Consider the following 18,633-nt stretch of genomic DNA (forward strand, 5'->3'; position numbering starts at 1 on the left):
GGTCTGTCCCCATGCCTTTATCTACTCATAAGCGGCCTTAATTTGTCGGCAAGCTCGACCACCGAGCCGAACCGGTACGTTTTGCTCCACGTTCCGTCCCGCTCCCGAACGAGCAGGCAAGGAACGCTCTCGATGCGGAACCGTTCCGCGAGTCCCGGCATCACATTCAAATTGGCGGATGCGATCGCCAGCTCCGGCATCATCGCCTCGACGACGCCGAGCATTTTGCGGGCGAGCGCGCACGTTCCGCACAGCGGCGTATGAACGAAAAGAACGCCGGGCGCGCCAGGGGCGGCCAGCTCCTTCTCCCAGCTTCCGGCTTCCCACTCCCTCATGCGCTACCGGCCTTCCTTCGCTGCCGCCGCAGCCTGCAGAACGGCCTCCGGCATGGGGCCGTCGTGCACGATCACATCGCCCGGCGCGGCCTCGCGCAGCGCCTTCACCATCATGGCACGCCCCATCGCGCTGGACGAATGGACGTAAACCTCCTTCGGATACCGGGCCGCGGCAATAAGGCCGTGCACGACGGCGAGGCCGTTCGGCTGCCCGATGCCGAGTTCGAAGTCCAGCGACAGCAGATTCACTTCGCATTCCGCAAGCAGCGCCAGACATTCGTCGGCCGATCGGGCCGCGACGAATCCGGGCGGACAACGGCGGACGTCGTCCAAAAATACGTTGATCACGGTCACTCCTCCATCCCTGACAATTGGCGAACCCGCGCAATCTGGCCCGCATGCGTGCCGTCCTGGCCGACAGGCGTCTCCAGAATAAGCGGCACCTTGTCCAACTCCGGCGTGCGAAGCAGCTCGCGGAACCCGTCCGCACCGATGAAGCCTTCCCCGATTCGGGCGTGTCGGTCCCGTCCGGACCCGGACGGATAGCGGGAATCGTTCAGATGAACGACGGCGAGGCCGTCCCAGAACGCCAGCTTCCCGGCCCGCTCCCGGAACTCGTCCCAATTCGTTCCGTTCCATTGTCCGCTGGCGAACAGGTGGCACGTGTCGAGACAGAAGCCGATCGCTTCGGGTCTTGCGCTGAGCGATCGGATCGTCGTCAGCTCCTCCGGCGTCGTGCCCATCGGCCCGTGGTCCCCCGCCTGGTTTTCAAGCAAAATTTTGGCGCTTCCCGTCCATCCGTCGAGCGCTTGATCGACCCATTTGACGATGTTCCGGTAACCGTCCAGCAGGTTGTCTCCTTTGTACACGCCGAAATGAACGACGACGCCCACAGAGCCGCATGCCTCGGCGATCTCCAGGTCGTTCCGCGTGCTTGCCGCCATCCGGTCGGCAACTTCGCCTTCCGCGGCAGGATTGATCAAATAAGGCCCATGCGCGACCGAGACGACGCCGTTGTTCCGGCACCACTCGGCGCACCGCTCCGCATCCTGGCGATCGAACGACTTCAGCTGCATGCTTCTCGGATTTTTGGGAAAATACTGGACCGCGTTGCCGCCGATCCGGACGGCGCCGCGCGCCGCTTCCCGATAACCGCCCCGGGTGCTCACATGGCTGCCGACGATCATCTCATTCGGGCCTCTGGCAGGACGGGCAGTAGAACATTTTGCGGGAGCTGACCATATCCATCCGGATCGGGCTTCCGCAGCGCGGACAAGGTTCCCCTTCGCGGTCGTAGACGAAGCACCGCTCGTCATGGCCGCCAACGAACGTATCGTCCTCGGTGAACTTGCGGTCCATGTAGCCGCCGTTCGCCGCCGCTTCCTCCAGCACCTTGCGCATCGAGGCGAACAGCCGAAGCTTCGTCTCCTCCTTCAACTCCGGAATGGCGGCGGCCGGCAGCACCTGCGCGTCGAAGCAAATTTCGTCGGCGTAGCAGTTGCCGATGCCGGACACCAGCTTCTGATCGACGAGTACGGGCTTCAGTTTGCCTTTTCGTTTGCTTAGACGGTTCGCGAAAACGGGGGCCGTCAGCCGGGAATCGAACGGATCGGGCCCGAGCTCCTTCAGCCTCTCCTGGGCGCCTTTGGCGCTTAAGCGATGCAGAAACCCGAGCCGTAGGCCTCCGAAAAACAGCCGCTCCCCGTTATCGAACGTGCAGATCACCTGGTACTCGCTCTTTTTCTTCTCCGGCTCGCGTCCGTAATAAAGCCAGCCGCCGAGCATCAGGTGGAGCAGCAGACGGTTGCCGTCGTCGAGATGGAACAGCAGATACTTGCCTCTCCGTTCCACGAACAGCACTTTGCGTCCGATGAGCGCAGCCTGAAAAACGCCGATCGGCTCGTTGATCGTCTTCTCGCGGTTTACATCGACCGCGGTTATCGTATGTCCGCAAACCAGCGGCGAAAGCAGACGCCGATAGGTGTCCATTTCCGGCCATTCCGGCATGATAGCCTCATCCCTTCGTCGATTCTTCTCGTTGACTTGCGATTTGCCGCCATCTTTCGGCCAGTTCCGAGGGACCTCGGCATACGGCGTCCGGCATTGCGCCCGCCGCTTCGCAGCGGCTTCTCCAATCTTGTTCGGTGCACAAGCCTGTGAGGACGAGCACCGTGGGACACCCGACGGCCAGGCCGGCGGCGATGTCCGTGGAAGGATTGTCGCCGACGACCCAGGCTTCTTCCGCTTGTATGCCCGCCCTCTCCAACGCGAAGTTCATCAGAATGGGCGAAGGCTTGCCGATGACCGTCGGCCGGACGCCGCTCGCGGCTTCCAGCGCCGCGGCGATGCTGCCGGCGCCCGGAAGCACGCCGTCCGCCACCGGCAGCTGCCGGTCCGGGTTCGTGAGCAAATAAGCGGCGCCCCCGAGCAGCAGCCGGACGGCCGCTGTCAGCCGGTCATAGGTTAGCGACCGGTCGATTCCCTGGACGACAAGCTGCGCGCTCGCCCCTTCCGCAAGCGTGAACCCGGCTTCGCGCATCGCCTCGAGCAGCCCGTGCTCGCCGAGGACGAACGCCTCGGCGTTCGGATATCGGGCTTTGGCGTAGTGCGCCGTCGCTTCCGCCGATGTCACGACTTGCCGCGGCGTCGCCGGAATGCCCATTTTATGCAAATGCTCCGCCACTTGCGCCGGCGTCCGGGTCGAATTATTGGTGACGTACCAGCAGGGCACGCCTTGGCTTTGCAGTTCTTCTATAAGCTTATCCGCTCCGGGTACCGGTTCATCCCCCCGGTACAGCGTTCCGTCCAGATCGAAGAGCATCGCCTTCGGTCGGCGAAGCTTGCGGCTCGGCGCCCGCGATTCGTTCATGGTGTTCACTCGCCTTCGTTCGGATATAAGGCCGTCGCCATTCTCCAACAATACCCTGTTTCGCTGACCGATGGCAAGCCGCCGTCACGAAAAACCCGCTTTGCGGCGCAACCGCTCCACCCGGCGTCGCAGCCCTTCGCGCTCCTCGCGGCTGCGAGGCGTCTCGCGAAGCGACCCGAAGCGCCGCAGCGCGAGTTCCAGCGCTTGCTCCGCGTACTTAAGCGCTTTGGCGTAATCTTTGGCCCGGTGCTCGTAATGCATCGCGAGTTCGACGTGCGCTTCGAACGACGGGAAGGGCGATTGCTCCGCGCGGCGAGCCGCGCGCTCCCATAGCCGGACAGCCTGTTCCATTCTCCCCAGACGCTTGTAGCGCAGCGCCGTCTGCATCCACCATCTCGCCGCGGACGGATCTTCTCTTCCGGCCAACGTCTGGAACAGCGGCTCGGACAGCTCGGGCCTGCCATGCGTGTCCAGCCAGGCCGCCGTGCGGTACAGCTCCTCAGCGCCTTCGGGAACCCCGGCGCCCGCCGCGCCTCCGGTCGCCTCTCCGGACAGCAGGGCGCCGAAATGCGATGCGAGCGCGACCAGCGTCAGCACGTCCCGCTCGTTGTGCAAATACACGCCTTCCAAATGGGAGGCGTCACCGTCTCCGAGATACCGGACGTACAGCTCCGGCGCCAGCGAACCCGGCACGTCGGGGCCCCGGGCGATGCCGAGGCGCTCCTCCTCGATCCGGCTCAGCCGGCAGGATTCGAGCGTGTTGCGCCAGAGCGCCCGCGACGGGTGCAGGAAGTCCAGATGGCCGGGCTCCGCCCCCGTGCTCCGCCAGCCGTTCAAAATGAAGCGTCCGGCGAGAACGGGCCAGTCGAACGAGCGGCCGTTGTACGTCGCCAGATGCGTGCAGCGGGCCAGCCGGCCGAGCAAATAGTGAAGCATCGCCTTCTCTTCCCCCGGATGGCGGATGAGCGTCTGCTCCACGATCAATTGGCCTTGCTCCGGCTCTACGTATCCGATCCCGATCATAAACGGAACGTTGCCGGCGCCGACGCCGAGCCCCGTCGTCTCCGTGTCGAGGAACAGCAGCTGAGCGGCGTTCAGAGGCTCCGGGGGAACCTGCTCTATCGTTCGGCCTTTGCCGTTCTGACGGTACGCGACGCGATCCAGCCAGGGCGCATACCGCAGCAGCGCGCCCAACTCGTAATAGCCGTGGCGGTAATCGAGAGAATACGCCCTTCGGCGAAGCAGAAAGCTGCCGTACTCATTGTCGATCCGCCCGACGCCCAGCTTCTCGAACGCCTCGTGCAGCTGCTCGGCCGGCTCGGCGCCGGAAGTCCCGCCAGCCGCCCCTTCGGCGGCGGCGTCCGCGCCAGGCTTGCCCGTTGAGGAGGACCCGCGCAGCCGCTCCAGCCGTTCCCGCAGGCCGCTCATCGCACCTCACGCGTCCTTCGCAGCAGTCCGAGCGACAGTTCCTTGCCGAGCAGCCCCACTTCCTCGATGGGGCCGACGCATGCCGGGCAGCCGCTCATGCAGCCGCAGCCGACGATGAGCCGCTCGGCCTCCTCCAGCAGCTCGTCGTGCATCTCGTACAGACGCTGGCTCAGCCCGATGCCTCCCGGATACCGGTCGTAGAAATAAATCGTCGGCTTCTTCGCATGGGTCGATTTGACCTGCGGCACGACGCGAATGTCGAACGGATCGCACATCAGATGCAGCGGCGCCAGATGGATCAGCACGTTGGCAAGGCCGAGCAGCGCCATTTGCATGTCGTTCGCGCTGAGGCCCGCCCCGGCTTCCTCCGTGAACGAAAACCAATAGGCGCTTGTATGCAGCTCCTCCTCGGGAAGATGAATCGGGCCGGAGCCGATGTTCTCGTGCGTCCTTAAACGGATTTTTTTGAAAATCGTCGGTTTGGCCGTCACGCTGACTTCGCCGTATTGGCGAACGATCGGGCCCGATTCGCACTCCCGGTCGACGTGCAGCACCTTCAGCTCCACCGCCAGGCTCGCATCGGTGAAATAGTCGACGTTCACCTGGCGCACGTACGCCTTTTTCTCCGGATAATCGAGCTTCTCGACCTGGTATTGCACGCCTTCGTGCAAATAGATCGCTTCTTCGTGAATGAGCGTCGGCGCGCTGAACCGGTCCACTTCGCCGATGACGCGGTGGCCTTCCGTCATGTCGATGATAACGAAATTTTCCTGGGCCGCGGAGCGCAGGGATACGTTGTGCGCCGGGAACGCCTGCTCCATCCAGTACCACCGGTTGCCCGCGCGGTGAACGACCTTCTCCTCCGCGAGAAATTCGAGCAGATCGGACAGCTTCTCGCCGCCGAACGTGTCGCCTTCCTCGAACGGCAGCTCGTATGCGGCGCATTTGACATGATCGAGCAGAATGAGCAAATTGTCGGGATGAATGCGCGCTTCCTCCGGCGGCGTTCCGAAGAAATAGTCAGGGTTCTGAATCAGATATTGATCCAGCGGGTTGCTGCTCGCCACGAGGAACGTGACCGAGCTGCCGTGCCGCCGTCCCGCCCGGCCGGATTGCTGCCACGTGCTCGCGATCGAGCCGGGATAGCCGTTCAGCACGCAAGCCTGCAGCTGGCCGATGTCGATGCCGAGCTCGAGCGCGTTCGTGCTGACGACGCCGCGGATTTCCCCGCTGCGCAGCCCTCGTTCGATCTCGCGCCGCAGCTTCGGAAGGTAACCGCCGCGATAACCGCGGATCGACTTCGTGCCGAGCTCCCTTTTGACCAAATCCTGCAAATAGGTGAGCAATATTTCCACCCGCACGCGGCTTCTGGCGAACACGATCGTCTGAATGCCGCTCTTCAGCAGCAGCGCGGCCAGCTTCTGCGACTCCAGGACGCTCGATTTGCGGATGCCGAGCTGCTGGTTCACGACCGGCGGGTTGTAGAACACCATATGCTTCTCGCCCGAAGGCGCCCCGTTGTCGTCGACCAGCGCCACCGGCTCGCCGATGAGCCGCTCCGCGTGCTCCCTTGGATTGCGGATCGTCGCCGACGCGCACAGAAACTGCGGATTGCTGCCGTAAAATTTGCAAATCCGCTTCAACCGCCGGATCACATTCGCGACGTGGCTGCCGAATACGCCCCGGTAGGCGTGCAGCTCGTCGATGACGATGTAGCGGACGTTCTCGAACAGCTTGACCCATTTCGTATGATGCGGAAGGATGGCCGAATGCAGCATGTCCGGATTCGTCACGACGATATGCCCCGCGTTGCGGATCGCTTGCCGGACGGTCGGCGGGGTGTCGCCGTCGTATGTATGCGTCTTGATGTCCGCTTCCATCAGGTTCGCCAGCTCCTGAAGCTCCGCCACCTGGTCCTGCGCCAGCGCTTTGGTCGGGAACAGGTACAACGCCCGGACGCTGTCGTCCTTAAGGAGATGCTCCAAAACCGGCAGGTTGTAGCACAGCGTCTTCCCGGACGCCGTCGGGGTCACCGTCACGACATGCCGGCCTTCGCGAACGGCCCGGTAGGAGGCCGCCTGATGCGTGTACAGCTCGCGGATGCCCTTGGCCGCCAGCGCCTCCAGCAGCTTCGGGTTCATGCCGCCCGGCATCGGAACGGTGCGCGCCGGCTTGGCCGGCTGGGTATGCCAATGCGTGACGTTGGCCATGATCTCGGGATGCCCGCGCAGAATGTCGAGCCATTCCTCAACAGAGGCCGCTTTGCCCGTCCATGGATTCACAGCGAATTGCTCCTTCGATAAGTTCTTTCCTCCATTGTACAGAATACATGTTCGCCCATCAACGGCTGCCGCGCTTTCGTCGCCATTTGTCGAACGAATTCCCCTTATTCGGGAAGATCTCCCTGGTTTTGCCCCTTTGGATGCCGGTGCGACAAGCGGTGTCGGGTTCTGCGCTTTCCCGGGAAAAGTTACGGCGATTCGCGGCGCGGGACGTTCCCGAATGGCAGCTGCTGCGTCAATCCGATAACATGCCAATTCCGCAACTGCCATGCCGAATCCGGACCTCGTCGCCGGATCGTTTCCACCGCCGGGTTGCGGCTTGCAAAAGCCTGGGGGATGGTTCGGGCTTCCCGCTGCCTGCATCGTCGACTTACGGAGCCCAGTCCCTGAACGCTCGAAAAGGCTGAACTCCGAGGTCATTCCCTCAGAGTGTCAGCCCTTTCGCTTGCGCCGGCAGCTTCCGCGCTATTCACGCCGCTTCGCTGCCCCGAACCCTTATCCAGTCTTCACACGTAAGGCGGCTCCCACGCTTTTTTGTGCCAACCCAGCGTCTGTTCGATCACGTTGAACTGTCCGTCGAGCCGCACCTCCGCGCGAAACGGCCAATGCCTCTCTTGCCAGAATCGAAGGTCGGTCCAGATGACCAGATAGCCGCCGTCCGGCTGCGCCTGCCATTTCACGTACGCCCGCTTGGCGAATTGCAGCAGCGCCTTTACGTTTGCGGCGCCCCGCGATATCCGCACGTAATCGTGGCCTTCGGCGTCCGCCCTCGGCAGCTCCCCCATCGGGAGCAGCCGGCGGCCGACGATTTGGCCCATCAAGTAGCGATGCTCGGTTTGAACGACATAATGCCAGCGGTGCCATAGCGGATCGGGCAGCACGTGAACGGCTTGCCACCGGCGGTAGCGGCGTTTGACGCGGCGCACGGCGATGCCGTGATGCGCAATGCGCCAGCCGGCATACAGCGCCGTGGCGGCCCAGGCGGCCAGGCAAACCGCTCCGGGATGCCCCCACCACCCGGCCGCCCAGCCGGCAGCGGCCGTTGCGTGCAGCACAATCAAATACGGATCCGTCAGGCACAGCGAATCCAGATGCAGCCACTCCCGGCGGAACGGAAGCAGGCACCGGACGCCGTAAGCGTTCGTCCAGTCCAGGGCGACATGCAGGAAGACCGCGATCGCCGCCCACAGCGCGAGAAGGAAAGCATGCGGCGTTACGCCGAACGCCCAGGCTGTCAACGGGCCGATCGCGCTCGGCCAGAGCAGCAGCGCGGGGATCGAGTGGCTCCAGCCGCGGTGGTGCTTCACGTAAACGTCGGTTCCTTTGAGCCGGCATACGGCATCGAGATCGGGCGCGTTGGAGCCGATCAGCGCCGCGCACAAGACGGCCGCCGACAAGCCCGGATCGCCATGAACCGCCGGGTGCAACTGCGCAACGCCGGCCAGCGTCGCTCCGAACAGCAAATGAGACCCCGTATCCACTCCTATCCCGCCTCTCTTCCGGTAGGGGTTGCGGACGGCTGCTGCCGTTCCGGTCCTTCATGGATCGTCTTGAGCGTACATGCGAACCGTTCGTCCCGTATTACCGGAACGTTAACGCTTCGTAAGCGCCCGTATCCTCGAACGCTGCGGATAGAAAATCGAACGGAATGCCATGCTATCGGACGGGAACCGAAGCGGCCCCATCTTATTCAAAGGAGAATGTTCGATGGCCAAACCCGACAACCGCGCCGACAACGCGAGGAAGCTTCGCAACGCAGCGGACAATACGCTCGACAACCTGGAAGAAGCGGAAGACTATTTGGACGAGCACGCCGACGAGATCAGCCCGCAGGAACGCGAAGCGATCTCGGACAAGAACGCGCGGCGCCGTCATAGCGTGAAGCGGTTCGAAGAAGAAATCGAGGACGAATCCTGAAGCGAAGGTAAGCGCCGAAAAAAAGCGGGCCCGCGGGCCCGCTTTTTTTACGGATAAGCTTTGACGCTTTGAGTGCTGATGAGAGAAGCGGAACGTTTGTTACTTTATGCGGCGAAACCGGATTTAGGCCCGATTCGAGTAAAAAACGAAGCGTCATCCTTAATTAATGACATTAACTTTTATCAACGTTAAAGTATTGCGCTTCCGGGTGGGCAAACACCATGGCAGAGACCGAAGCTTCCGGCTCCATCATGAACCCTTCGGTCAGATGAACGCCAATGTCCTCCGGCTTCATCAGTTCGAACAGCGGCCCTTGATCCTCGAGGTCCGGGCAGGCCGGGTAGCCGAACGACACGCGAATGCCTTGGTACCGGGCGCCGAAGCGCTGCTTCATCGTCATCTCCACCGGATCCGGGAAGCCCCAGTTGTCGCGCATGATCTGATGGACGCGCTCCGCCATGCCCTCGGCCACCTCGAGCGCCGTGGACAGCAAAGCGTGGGAACGCAAGTAGTCGCCCTTCTGCTTCCAGTACTCGGCTTGCTCGCGCGCGCCTTGTCCGGCGGTGACGACGAGGAAGCCGACCGTGTCCATGATGCCGCTCTCCACCGGCTTGAGAAAGTCGGCCAGACACAGGTAAGGCTCCACGGCTTGGCGCGGGAACGAGAACCGGTGCAGCACCTTCGTCGTGTCGTTCGGGTCGTAGACGAGAATGTCGTTGCCCTGCGATTGCGCCGGGAAAAAGCGGTACATCCCTTGCGGCCTCAGCCAGCCTTGCTGCTGCGCTTCGCGGATGATGCCGTCCACCGTTTCTTTCAATTGAACGGTTTTCTCGTCGCCGGCGGCGAGCAACTCGTCGACTTTGCCCTTCACCCCCAGATGATGCCCCAGCAGCATCTGGAAATTCACGTACGGCATAACGTGTGAGAGCGGGTAATCCCGCAGCACGTGGCGCTCGTAATCCGGCGGCAAAAATACCGGCACATCTTGCGAGATGTTCGAACGGCGCGCCCGGGTCAGCTCAGGCAGCTCTTTCTTCTGCTCGCCTTCCTCTCGAAGCACGGCCAAGGCGGCGCGATGCTCCTGCTCGATGCGCGCGCGCTGTTCGGGATCGGTCAGCTTGTTCGCCAGATCGAGCCCGTCCATCGCATCCTTCGCATAGAGCACGACCCCGTCGTACTCGGGCGCAATGCGCGTCTTCGTGAATTTGCGCGTCAGCGCGGCCCCGCCGACGAGAATCGGCGCGTCGATGCCGGCGTTGCGCAAATCCTGCGCCGTCAGCACCATCTGCTGCGCGGACTTGACGAGCAGCCCGGACAGGCCGATCGCGTCGGGCTTCTCCGCCCGGTACGCTTCGATGAGCTGCTCCGGCGGCACCTTGATGCCGAGATTGACGATATGATAGCCGTTGTTGGCCAAAATGATCTCGACGAGGTTCTTCCCGATGTCGTGCACGTCTCCTTTGACGGTCGCGAGCATGATTTTTCCCTTCACCGCGGATTCGGTCTTCTCCATATGCGGTTCCAGATAGGCGACGGACGCCTTCATGACTTCGGCGCTTTGCAGCACCTCCGCGACGATCAGTTCGTTGTTGTTGAACAGGCGGCCGACCTCGGACATGCCGTCCATGAGCGGGCCGTTAATGATGTCGAGCGGCGCGTATTTGGTCAGCGCTTCGTCCAGATCCGCGTACAGTCCCTCTTTGCTACCTTCGACGACGTATCCCGCAAGCCTTTGCTCCAAAGTCAAATTGTCGGCTTTGACCTTCTTCTCGACCTTCTTGTCGCGGAAGGCCGCCACGAATGCGGCGAGGGTCGCGTCGTTCGTGTCGTAAAGCAACTGCTCCGCCAGCTGGCGCTCATGCTCCGGAATGGACGCGTACCGCTCCAGCTTCTCCGTATTGACGATCGCATAATCGAGCCCGGCTTTCGTGCACTCGTACAGAAACACCGAATTGAGCACCTCTCGCCCGGCGTCGGGCAAACCGAACGAAATATTGCTGATCCCGAGAATTGTCTTGCAATGCGGCAGCGCCTGCTTGATCAGCCGAATGCCTTCGATCGTCTCTTTCGCGGAGCCGATATATTGCTCGTCCCCTGTGCCGACAGGAAAGACCAGCGGATCGAAAATGATATCCTCTCCCTTGAGGCCGTATCTGGTCACAAGCAAATCGTAGGAGCGGAGCGCAACCTCCAGCTTGTCTTGACGCTTGATCGCCTGGCCCCGCTCGTCGATCGTGCCGACGACGACAGCCGCGCCGTACCGATGAAGAAGCGGCACGACCTTCTCGAACTTCTCTTCCCCGTCCTCGAGGTTGATCGAGTTGACGATCGACTTGCCCTGAATATACTTGAACGCCAATTCGATAACGGCAGGGTCCGTCGTATCGATCATAAGCGGCGCTTTAACCTTCTTCGTGACGAATTCGAGGAATTTCTTCATATCCTCCGATTCGTCGCGATCCGGGTCCTGAACGCATACGTCGATGACGTGGGCCCCGTTCTTCACCTGGGCCCGTGCGATCTCCGACGCTTCCTCGTATTTGCCTTCGGCGATCAGCCTTTTGAATTTGCGCGAGCCGAGCACGTTCGTCCGCTCGCCGACCATGTACGGCCGGCTGTCGTTCTCGATATAGACCGTCTCGATGCCGGAGACGGCCGGCGGGTGGGCGCCTTCCAGCTTGCGCGGCGCGACGTCCGCCATCGCCTGCGCGATGGCGGCAATATGCGCCGGCGTCGTTCCGCAGCAGCCGCCCGCCACGTTGATCCAGCCTTGTTCCGCGAATGCGCGAAGCTTCTTCGCCAGCGCGTCCGGCGATTCGTGGTAGTGGCCGTTCTCGTCCGGAAGGCCGGCGTTCGGATAACAGCTGACCGCCATATGCGCAAGACCGGCCAGCGTGCGAATATGGTCCCGCATAAATTCCGGTCCGGTCGCGCAGTTTAAGCCGACGGAGATCGGATTCAAATGTTCCAGCGAAATATAGAACGACTCGATGTTCTGGCCGGCGAGCGTCGTTCCCATCGGCTCGATCGTTCCGCTGATCATGATCGGAAGCTCCCGCCCCGTCTTCTCGAATGCTTGCCTGACGCCGATGCCGGCTGCCTTGACGTTCAGCGTATCCTGGCATGTCTCGATCAACATCGCGTCGACGCCGCCTTCGATCAACGCTTCGGCTTGCTCGCGATAAGCATCGACCAATTGGTCGAACGTTACGCCGCCGGTAACCGACAGCGTTTTCGTCGTTGGCCCTAGCGCGCCCGCCACATACCTCGGCTTATCCGGCGTCGAGTAGCGGTCGCACGCCTCTCTGGCCAGTTTGGCCGCAGCCAGGTTGATTTCTCTAGCCTTTTCCGGAATGTCATATTCCGCCAACACGACGGAGGTAGCCCCGAACGTGTTCGTCTCGATAATATCGGAACCCGCTTCCAAATAAGCGGCATGAATGCCGGCAATCACGTCCGGACGGGTCAGAACGAGCATCTCGTTGCAGCCCTCCAGTTCTTCGCCCCCGAAATCAGCCGCGGTCAGCTCCGCTTGCTGGATCATCGTGCCCATCGCGCCATCGAGGATGAGAATGCGCCGCTGGAGCGCCTCTTGCAAAGACGGTTTCGAATGCGTTAAAGTCATGTTTAGATGCCTCTTCCTTCGTCTGCAAAATCGTTAACCTTTATACTACCAGAATCGGTGTACGACGGAAAGATGTGTATCGCTCTTAGTCGACAACAGACGAGATTTGGGTTATAATTAATGCACAAATTCATAGTGGGAAAGAAGGATTAATCTATGGCCAAAATTAAAGTCCGCAACACCGGCGAATTGATCCAAGGGGAAGAGAACGTTCGTTCCTTCCTGGATAAGCAAGGCGTGCTTTACGAGCATTGGGATCCGAAGAAGCTGCCGGAGCGCCTGCAGGAGAACTTCAACTTGAGCGCCGAAGACAAGGAAGAGATTCTCGCCACTTACGATTCCGAGATTAAAGATCTGGCGCAACGCCGCGGTTACAGAACGTGGGACATCGTCGTGTTGAGCGAACAAACCCCGAATATCGAGGAACTGCTCAAGAAGTTCGAGCAAGTCCACACGCATACGGAAGACGAAGTCCGCGCCATTACGGCGGGCGAAGGCATCTTCATTATTAAAGGCGACGACTCCGTCGGCTATTTCGACGTCATCCTCTCCCCCGGAGACGTCATCTCGGTACCGGAAGGCAATCCGCACTTCTTCACATTGACCGACCTTCGCAAAGTTGTCGCCGTTCGCCTGTTCATCGAGACCGAAGGCTGGATCGCCCATCCGTACGAAGATCCGGCGTTCGTCAAGTAATTCGTTTCGTTTCTCGAAAATAAACGATCCCCGGATTCGGAACCGATGGTTCCTGGCCGGGGATTTTTTATGCGTTGTTCAATTGTCGAATAAGAGGAATCAGTTCTCGGAGAGTGGCGATTTCGTAGGAGGGCTCAATATCGCCGGTCCGCTTCAACCCGTGCCGGTTGATCCAGACCGAAGTCATGCCGACGCCGTTCGCTCCCTGGATATCCGTCGTTAGCTTGTCGCCGACCATAATGCCTTCGTCCGCTGTGATCCCGAGCTTGTCCATCGCGAACGCAAAGAGGCGCGGAGACGGCTTCCCTTCGCCGAAATGGCCGGATATGACAATCGCGTCGAAATAAGGCGCAAGCTCCGGAACGCCGTCCAGCTTCTCCTGCTGCAGGTCGGGAGAACCGTTCGTCAGCAGCAGCAGCTTGTACGATTGGCGAAGCTCCGTCAAGACGTCGAACGTCTCGTCGTATACGAACGGCAGGCTTCGTCTTTGCGCCGGGAACAACTCGGCCAGCTTCGCCCCGAGCTCCGGATCGTCCGCGCCGAGGGCGGCAAGACCGCGGGTCCAGGCATTGCGCCGGTATTCGGGAGCGAGCTGCTGAAGCTTGCGGAACATCGGGTGGTCGCCTTGCGTGAAATGGCCCCACAGCGCCTCGAACGGATTGATGCCGATCATCTGCGTAAAGGCAAACGTCTCGTAGCTCTCGTACAAGGCTCGGGCTTCCCGGCGTACGGACGCTTCCAGCGCTTCGGCATCCAGTCCCGCCGCTTCGGCGCCGACCTTGCAAGTCGCTTCGAAAGCTTCCTTGATGCTGCGTTCGTCCCACAGCAAAGTGTCATCCAAGTCGAACAATACGGCTTTGATCGTCATTTTCCTGCTCCCTTGTCTAGGTGAACTGCGTTTTCTATTTGCTCTTCGTTTCCCATTCGATATGATGCAAGGCGGCGAATGCGCGAAGCCGCTCTCCCATCCGCTCAATCGGGAACCGGTTCATCAGCCTGGAAAAGACCCAGTTGCCGCCTTTGACCGTCTCGATGACGACGTATCCCGGCTGCTGGACGATTTTGCGAATTTCGGCGGGCTTCAGCCGTTTGTACCCGGAGAAGCGGCGCGTCTCCACGAAATCTTTGCCGACGGCCAAATACGGCTTGCGGAAGTAGTAAAACACCGCCAGCAGCACATAACAGCCGATCGTCACCCAGAACAGGCTGCCCGTCGTCTGGGAGTCTTCCGACCACGGCTGCGAGATCACAACGAAAAAAACGACCAACAGCAGCAGCAGCGTGGGCACAATATAGCTTCTTCCCTGGAAACGGTCGACTTGCTGCGCGGGCTTGGGGACGGCGGCTTTGCCTTCCTTCTTGCGCCGCTTGTTCAACTGCTTCGAATTGCGTTCTACCATGCGTTCCCAAGATCGCGACATGGGAATAATCCTCCTCGCTTCATCCGCGGCGCCGCCGCGCGATCGCATCCGTAAGTCGATTAGTGCACAATGGTCGGCTTCGGCGGTTCGTCGGTAAACTCGATGCTGTCGAGCTGCTGCCGGAACGCCTGCCGGAAGTTGCTCAAATATTTCTTGCGAAGCGCTTCGCGTTCCGCCTTTTCTTCTTCCGTCAGTCCGACCGTTTTATGTTTACGGGCGAGTTCGTTGATTCTCGCTACCAAATCGCTCATTTCCGATTCACTCCCCTTCCGTGCAAACCTTCTTCTAATTTGACACTTTACGCAAGCCGTTGTCAAGGCGAACCGGCCGCTACGGCGCCATCTTGCGGGAACGCTCTATCCGGGAACGCTCTCTATAGAAAAAGGACCGGCCGCCCGATCCTTCTCCCAATTACCGCCCGCTCTTCACCCTCTCCATACCCCGGCGGGAATGATCAACGATTCTCCGCTCCGAATGTTCGACGAGACGAGGCCGTTCCGCTTCATGATCCGGTAAATCGCGTCGCGCGTATCCATTCCTTCGGGTTTGATCCGTTCCGCAATGGTCCAAAGCGAATCTCCCGCATCGGCCGTGATGACGCGTTCTTCCGCGGTTGCAGGCGCTATGGCCGACTCGTCCGCGAACGAGCGCATCAGCGAAAAACCGGCAAAAAGAACGGCGAACGCGAACAGCAAGAACACAGCGCGGGCCGCCTTCCATCCCGCCGCCTTCGCGCGCGCCTGCGCCCGCCCGTCAGGACGAATTCGTCCCGCGACAGAGTTCTTATATGTAGAGTGAGCAGCCACTTTGTTCGCTTGCGTGTTCGTTCCAAGAAACCAAGCTTGTACCATCTTCATCGCCCCCCAAACGTTTGTTCTGGTTTGATTCTAACACGAACATGTGTTTGATTCAACCATTTTTAGAACATCCGTTCCGAGAGAACGAGTGTTTGTGCGAACTTCGGTTCTGTGTTATAATTTGTCATCATGAACTCTTCCATTAGGAGGTTACGGGCGTGTCGAAGATGTCCAATCGCCAGACCGCGATACTAGAATTCATTAAGAATGAAGTGAAGGAGAAGGGCTATCCTCCCTCCGTCCGCGAGATCGGAGAAGCCGTCGGCCTCGCTTCCAGCTCGACCGTACACGGCCACCTCGACCGTCTGGAGAAGAAGGGCCTCATTCGCCGCGATCCGACCAAGCCGCGGGCGATCGAAATTTTGGACGAGGATGGAGAATCGAACACGCATTACGCCTTCGCGGTGCGCAAGGTGCCGCTCGTCGGCAAAGTGACGGCCGGCGTGCCGATTACGGCGACGGAGAACATCGAAGAGTATTATCCGCTGCCGGAGCATATGGTCGGCGATCAGCAAGTGTTCATGCTGTCGGTCGTCGGGGAGAGCATGATCGAAGCCGGCATTCTGGACGGCGACTATGTCATCGTCCGCCAGCAGCAGTCGGCCAACAACGGCGACATCGTCGTCGCCATGACCGAGGATGACGAGGCGACGGTGAAGACGTTCTACAAGGAGCGCGACCACATTCGCCTGCAGCCGCAGAACAGCTCGATGGAGCCGCTGCGGTTGAACAAAGTAAGCATTCTCGGCAAAGTCATCGGCTTAATTCGCCGCATTGATTAATGGCATGAACGGTAGTAGCATGGTAAAGCAAAATCCGCCGCTCAAGGTCGCAAGAGACCTTAGCGGCGGATTTTTTGGCGGGTTTCAGTTCGAGGAAGTACGGAACCCGGGGCGGGGTGGTTTGGGAGCTTACGGACCGCGAGGGACTGTCAAAATAGTCTCGGCAGTCAGCTTGTGGAAAAACAACTTGACCATGATTTTGCTTAGGCAGAGCTAGTGCGTTACGTTTGGTTCCCGTGTGGAAGGGGCTTGCGCTATGAATATCGGAGATTCTCTCTATAAAGGTTTATACACACGTTCAACGACCCGAAAGCGGTTTAGGTCAGTTCGCATGTGCCGACGAAGCCATAGAATGTGAACGGGTGCAACTGTAACACGCTAACGTCGGCTTACATCGCTCCTCCTCCCCAATCCCTCCAACCGAGCCGAGTTTCTCTCCTCCTCATATGCAAACGAACAAAAAATCCCTCGGCCCGCAATGCGCCGAGGGATTGTTCATGATTGATTAATACATCGACAAATACTGGTCGCGCTCCCATTGGTGAACCTGGGTCCGATACATGTCCCACTCGATTTCCTTCATCTCGTAGAAGTGCGTCAACGCATGGTCGCCCAGCGCCTCGCAGATGACTTCGTCGCGCAGCATTTCCGCCAGCGCTTCTTGCAGGTTGATCGGCAAGCTCGGGATGCCGGCGTCGATGCGCTCTTCTTCGGTCATGACGTAGATATTCCGGTCGACCGGAGCCGGCAGCGCCGTTTTGTTGCGGATGCCGTCGAGCCCGGCCTTAAGCATGACGGCAAGCGCGAGATACGGGTTCGCCGCCGGATCGGGATTGCGCACTTCGACGCGGGTGCTGAGACCGCGCGAAGCCGGGATGCGGATCATCGGGCTGCGGTTGCTGGCGGACCAAGCGACGTAGCAAGGAGCTTCGTAGCCGGGCACCAGACGTTTGTACGAGTTGACCGTCGGGTTCGTAATCGCCGCCATGCCGCGGGCGTGCTTCAGAACTCCCGCCATATACTGGCGGGCAATCGCGCTCAGCCCGAGCTTGTCGTTCGGGTCGTAGAACGCGTTCTCGCTGCCGCGGAACAGCGACTGATGGCAGTGCATGCCCGACCCGTTCATGCCGAACAGCGGCTTCGGCATGAACGTCGCATGGAGGCCGTGCTGCCGGGCGATCGTCTTGACGACGAGCTTGAACGTCTGGATCTGGTCGGCGGCGCGAACGGCGTCCGCGTATTTGAAGTCGATCTCATGCTGGCCGGGCGCCACTTCGTGGTGCGAAGCTTCGATCTCGAAGCCCATCTCTTCGAGCATCAGCACGATGTCGCGGCGGCAGTTCTCGCCGAGATCGGTCGGAGCCAGGTCGAAGTACCCGCCCTGGTCGTTCAGCTCGGTCGTCGGATTGCCCTTGTCGTCTGTCTGGAACAGGAAGAACTCGGGCTCCGGTCCGACGTTCATCGCGGTAAAGCCCATCTCTTCGGCTTCCTGCAGCACACGCTTCAGAATGCCGCGCGGATCGCCCGCGAACGGCGTGCCGTCCGGCATGTAGACGTCGCAGATGAGCCTGGCGACGCGATCTTCCGTTACCCACGGGAACACGACCCACGTGCTCAAATCCGGGTACAGGTACATGTCGGATTCTTCGATCCGCACGTAGCCTTCGATCGACGAGCCGTCGAACATCATCTTGTTGTCGAGCGCCTTCTCAAGCTGGCTGACCGGAATTTCCACGTTTTTGATAATGCCCATCAAATCGGTGAATTGCAGACGGATAAACCGTACGTTCTCTTCCTTGGCAATCCGAAGAATGTCTTCGCGCGTGTAATTCGTGCTCATGGCAACCTCCTTGGTTTGCGTGCAAAGGGATTATTTGTTCTTGAAAAAACGCGACAGCTCCCCTTGAATGAGGGATACCTGACCGGGGCGCTTGCCGGCCATCAGCTGTTGCTTCAGCATGCGGTGAAGCTGCGAATCGGACAGCTCGCGGCGCTTCACTTCCGTCTGCTCGTTCATGATCGTGCCGTCGTCGTCGCCTTCGCCGACCGGGTTCATCACTTGCTTGATTCCGGCAATATTCACGCCTTTCTCGATCAGCGCCTTGATCTCGAGCAAACGCTCGACGTCGTTGAACGAGAACAACCTCTGGTTCCCTGCCGTGCGGGCCGGTTGGATGAGCTCGTGCTGTTCGTAATAACGAATTTGCCTGGCCGTCAGGTCCGTCAGCTTCATGACGATCCCGATCGGGAATAACGCCATATTCCTGCGAATCTCGTCTCCAGCAGCCATACTTTATCAACCTTCCATCTTGACGCTTTATATTTGTAACCACTTCCATTTTAACTTCATCCCACAAAGGTGTCAAGGAATGTAAGGTTTAATAACGATATCTTTTGCCGCAAAAGGCCGAAAATGTCTTG

The 18,633-nt window shown here is 60.2% G+C and carries 18 protein-coding genes; 3 read left to right on the top strand and 15 right to left on the bottom strand.

Going from position 1 to position 18,633, the window contains the following annotated elements; genetic code table 11:
• Window positions 1–17: 17 nt before the first annotated feature.
• The 8 genes from G485_RS0103990 to G485_RS0104025 all read right to left on the bottom strand — a co-directional run bounded on the left by G485_RS0103990 (window position 18) and on the right by G485_RS0104025 (window position 8,395).
• Window positions 18–335 carry a thioredoxin family protein gene (locus G485_RS0103990; RefSeq protein WP_027091486.1) on the bottom strand — a complete coding sequence of 106 codons (318 nt, stop codon included), beginning with the start codon at window positions 333–335 and terminating at the stop codon, window positions 18–20.
• Between the two features lie 3 nt (window positions 336–338).
• The gene (locus tag G485_RS0103995; RefSeq protein WP_027091487.1) at window positions 339–683 is read right to left on the bottom strand and encodes a cyclic-phosphate processing receiver domain-containing protein; all 345 of its coding nucleotides are present in this window, start codon (window positions 681–683) and stop codon (window positions 339–341) included.
• A gap of 2 nt (window positions 684–685) precedes the next feature.
• Window positions 686–1,522, bottom strand: a complete 837-nt coding sequence (locus tag G485_RS0104000) for a deoxyribonuclease IV (RefSeq protein ID WP_027091488.1) — start codon at window positions 1,520–1,522, stop codon at window positions 686–688.
• A gap of 1 nt (window position 1,523) precedes the next feature.
• Window positions 1,524–2,342, bottom strand: a complete 819-nt coding sequence (mutM, locus tag G485_RS0104005; protein WP_027091489.1) for a bifunctional DNA-formamidopyrimidine glycosylase/DNA-(apurinic or apyrimidinic site) lyase — start codon at window positions 2,340–2,342, stop codon at window positions 1,524–1,526.
• Between the two features lie 7 nt (window positions 2,343–2,349).
• Window positions 2,350–3,204 (bottom strand): HAD-IIA family hydrolase, encoded by an 855-nt coding sequence (locus G485_RS0104010; protein ID WP_027091490.1) that lies wholly within the window; start codon window positions 3,202–3,204, stop codon window positions 2,350–2,352.
• An 84-nt stretch (window positions 3,205–3,288) separates the two neighbouring features.
• Complete coding sequence (locus G485_RS0104015; protein WP_027091491.1) at window positions 3,289–4,632, bottom strand: ribonuclease H-like domain-containing protein; 1,344 nt, start codon at window positions 4,630–4,632, stop codon at window positions 3,289–3,291.
• The gene (locus G485_RS0104020; RefSeq protein WP_027091492.1) at window positions 4,629–6,914 is read right to left on the bottom strand and encodes a DEAD/DEAH box helicase; all 2,286 of its coding nucleotides are present in this window, start codon (window positions 6,912–6,914) and stop codon (window positions 4,629–4,631) included. Before G485_RS0104020 ends, G485_RS0104015 begins: the two co-directional genes overlap by 4 nt.
• 506 nt (window positions 6,915–7,420) lie before the next feature.
• On the bottom strand, window positions 7,421–8,395 hold the full coding sequence (locus G485_RS0104025) for a metal-dependent hydrolase (RefSeq protein ID WP_027091493.1): 975 nt from the start codon (window positions 8,393–8,395) through the stop codon (window positions 7,421–7,423).
• A 226-nt stretch (window positions 8,396–8,621) separates the two neighbouring features.
• Here G485_RS0104025 and tlp point away from each other — a divergent pair, with 226 nt between their 5' ends.
• Window positions 8,622–8,831 (top strand): small acid-soluble spore protein Tlp, encoded by a 210-nt coding sequence (gene tlp, locus G485_RS0104030; RefSeq protein ID WP_027091494.1) that lies wholly within the window; start codon window positions 8,622–8,624, stop codon window positions 8,829–8,831.
• 172 nt (window positions 8,832–9,003) lie between these two features.
• Here tlp and metH read toward each other — a convergent pair whose 3' ends face one another.
• Window positions 9,004–12,456, bottom strand: a complete 3,453-nt coding sequence (metH, locus tag G485_RS0104035) for a methionine synthase (RefSeq protein WP_027091495.1) — start codon at window positions 12,454–12,456, stop codon at window positions 9,004–9,006.
• A gap of 156 nt (window positions 12,457–12,612) precedes the next feature.
• On the opposite strand from metH, the gene G485_RS0104040 reads away from it, so the two are divergent.
• Window positions 12,613–13,152 carry a 1,2-dihydroxy-3-keto-5-methylthiopentene dioxygenase gene (locus tag G485_RS0104040; protein ID WP_027091496.1) on the top strand — a complete coding sequence of 180 codons (540 nt, stop codon included), beginning with the start codon at window positions 12,613–12,615 and terminating at the stop codon, window positions 13,150–13,152.
• A 67-nt stretch (window positions 13,153–13,219) separates the two neighbouring features.
• On the opposite strand, the gene G485_RS0104045 is transcribed toward G485_RS0104040, so the two are convergent.
• The 4 genes from G485_RS0104045 to G485_RS28750 form a co-directional block, all read right to left on the bottom strand.
• A complete protein-coding gene (locus G485_RS0104045) occupies window positions 13,220–14,020 on the bottom strand; it encodes an HAD family hydrolase (RefSeq protein WP_027091497.1) in 801 nt (266 codons plus the stop codon).
• Between the two features lie 34 nt (window positions 14,021–14,054).
• Window positions 14,055–14,573, bottom strand: a complete 519-nt coding sequence (locus tag G485_RS0104050) for a hypothetical protein (protein WP_027091498.1) — start codon at window positions 14,571–14,573, stop codon at window positions 14,055–14,057.
• A gap of 59 nt (window positions 14,574–14,632) precedes the next feature.
• Window positions 14,633–14,824 carry a DUF896 domain-containing protein gene (locus G485_RS0104055; RefSeq protein ID WP_027091499.1) on the bottom strand — a complete coding sequence of 64 codons (192 nt, stop codon included), beginning with the start codon at window positions 14,822–14,824 and terminating at the stop codon, window positions 14,633–14,635.
• Between the two features lie 174 nt (window positions 14,825–14,998).
• A complete protein-coding gene (locus G485_RS28750) occupies window positions 14,999–15,424 on the bottom strand; it encodes a LysM peptidoglycan-binding domain-containing protein (protein WP_169732290.1) in 426 nt (141 codons plus the stop codon).
• A gap of 164 nt (window positions 15,425–15,588) precedes the next feature.
• Between G485_RS28750 and lexA the strand changes: the two genes are divergently transcribed.
• Complete coding sequence (gene lexA, locus G485_RS0104065) at window positions 15,589–16,212, top strand: transcriptional repressor LexA (protein WP_027091500.1); 624 nt, start codon at window positions 15,589–15,591, stop codon at window positions 16,210–16,212.
• Window positions 16,213–16,717: 505 nt separating this feature from the next.
• Here the strand turns inward: lexA and glnA are convergent.
• Window positions 16,718–18,052: a type I glutamate--ammonia ligase gene (gene glnA / locus G485_RS0104070; RefSeq protein WP_027091501.1), complete on the bottom strand. Its 1,335-nt coding sequence runs from the start codon at window positions 18,050–18,052 to the stop codon at window positions 16,718–16,720.
• 30 nt (window positions 18,053–18,082) lie between these two features.
• Window positions 18,083–18,502 (bottom strand): MerR family transcriptional regulator, encoded by a 420-nt coding sequence (locus G485_RS0104075; protein ID WP_035154669.1) that lies wholly within the window; start codon window positions 18,500–18,502, stop codon window positions 18,083–18,085.
• Between the last annotated feature and the right edge of the window lie 131 nt (window positions 18,503–18,633).

The organism is Cohnella thermotolerans DSM 17683 (genome assembly GCF_000429825.1).
GTDB classification, from domain to species: domain Bacteria; phylum Bacillota; class Bacilli; order Paenibacillales; family Paenibacillaceae; genus Cohnella; species Cohnella thermotolerans.